Origin of the sequence: Streptomyces sp. NPDC101151, from assembly GCF_044768335.1 — a bacterium.
In the GTDB taxonomy this organism is placed as follows: Bacteria; Actinomycetota; Actinomycetes; order Streptomycetales; family Streptomycetaceae; genus Streptomyces.
In genome coordinates this window covers 1-1,721 of the sequence record NZ_JBIWPP010000132.1, presented here as the reverse complement: position 1 = coordinate 1,721, position 1,721 = coordinate 1, and the positions used below count along the sequence as shown (strand labels likewise).

General features: G+C 68.8%; 2 protein-coding genes. Both read right to left on the bottom strand.

Features of this window, described 5'->3' with window-relative positions; genetic code table 11:
* On the bottom strand, positions 1 to 1,578 hold a 1,578-nt coding region (gene kdpB / locus ACIRU3_RS47725), incomplete at its 3' end, for a potassium-transporting ATPase subunit KdpB (RefSeq protein ID WP_404070763.1).
* Positions 1,578 to 1,721 (bottom strand): potassium-transporting ATPase subunit KdpA (locus ACIRU3_RS47720; RefSeq protein WP_404070766.1); only part of this gene is annotated, 144 nt, incomplete at its 5' end. The genes kdpB and ACIRU3_RS47720, both read right to left, overlap by 1 nt.

The following is a 1,721-nucleotide window of genomic DNA, read 5'->3' as shown; positions in this document are numbered from 1 at the left end:
GGGAGTGGCCTCCGCGAGGAAGTCGTCGACGCCCGCCTCCTCGGCGATCGCCTTGGCGGTCAGCGGGTTGTCACCCGTGATCATGACCGTCTTGACGCCCATGCGGCGCAGTTCCTCGAACCGCTCCCGCATGCCCTCCTTGACGACGTCCTTGAGGTGGATGACACCCAGGACGCGGGCGCCCTGCTCGTCCTCGACGGCGACGAGCAGCGGGGTGCCGCCGGCCTCGGAGATCTTGTTGGCGATCGTGTCGGCGTCCTTGGCGACCGTGCCGCCCTGCTCCTTGACCCAGGTGATGACCGAACCGGCCGCACCCTTGCGGATCTTGCGCCCGTCGACGTCCACACCCGACATACGGGTCTGGGCGGTGAAGGCGATCCACTCGGCGTGCGCCAGCTCGCCCTGGTGGCGCTCGCGCAGCCCGTACTTCTCCTTCGCCAGGACGACGATGGAACGGCCCTCGGGCGTCTCGTCGGCCAGCGAGGAGAGCTGGGCCGCGTCCGCGACCTCGGCCTCGGTGGTGCCCTTGACCGGGGCAAACTCGGCGGCCTGGCGGTTGCCGAGGGTGATGGTGCCGGTCTTGTCGAGCAGCAGCGTGGAGACGTCACCGGCGGCCTCGACCGCACGTCCCGACATCGCCAGCACGTTGCGCTGCACCAGGCGGTCCATGCCCGCGATGCCGATCGCGGAGAGCAGGGCGCCGATGGTGGTCGGGATGAGGCAGACCAGCAGGGCGACCAGCACGACCATGGTCAGGTGCGTGCCCGCGTAGGTGGCGAACGGCGGCAGGGTGGCCACCGCGAGCAGGAAGACGATGGTCAGCGAGGCGAGCAGGATGTTCAGCGCGATCTCGTTGGGCGTCTTCTGGCGCGCGGCGCCCTCGACCAGGCTGATCATCCGGTCGATGAAGGTCTCGCCCGGCTTCGTCGTGATCTTGATGACGATCCGGTCGGACAGCACCTTCGTACCGCCGGTCACAGCCGAGCGGTCACCGCCGGACTCACGGATCACCGGAGCCGACTCACCCGTGATCGCTGACTCGTCCACCGAGGCGACGCCCTCGACGACGTCACCGTCGCCGGGGATGATGTCGCCGGCCTCGCAGACCACCAGGTCGCCGATGGTCAGCGCGGTACCCGGGACCTGCTCCTCGGAACCGTCCGCCAGCAGCCGGCGCGCGACCGTGTCGGTCTTGGCCTTGCGCAGGGTGTCGGCCTGCGCCTTGCCGCGGCCCTCGGCGACCGCCTCGGCGAGGTTCGCGAAGATCACGGTCAGCCACAGCCAGGCACTGATCGCCCAGCCGAACCAGTCACTCGGGTCCTTGAAGGAGAAGATCGTGGTCAGGACGGAGCCGACGAGGACCACGAACATCACGGGGGACTTGATCATCACCCGCGGGTCGAGCTTGCGGAACGCGTCCGGCAACGACTTGATCAGGGCCTTGGGTTCGAACAGGCCCGCGCCGACACGGCCCTCGGCCGGCTTGTGCCCGGTCGGTGCGTCCTGATGGGGCGCAAGGGTGGGAGTGGACATGGAGTCCTGTTTCTGTATCTCTGTCTTCGAGGTGTCGGTGGTCATCACGCCAGTCCTTCCGCGAGCGGACCCAGGGCGAGGGCCGGGAAGTAGGTGAGACCGGTGATGATCAGGATCGCGCCCACCAGCAGGCCGGTGAACAACGGCTTCTCGGTGCGCAGGGTGCCCGCGGTCACCGGGACCGGCTT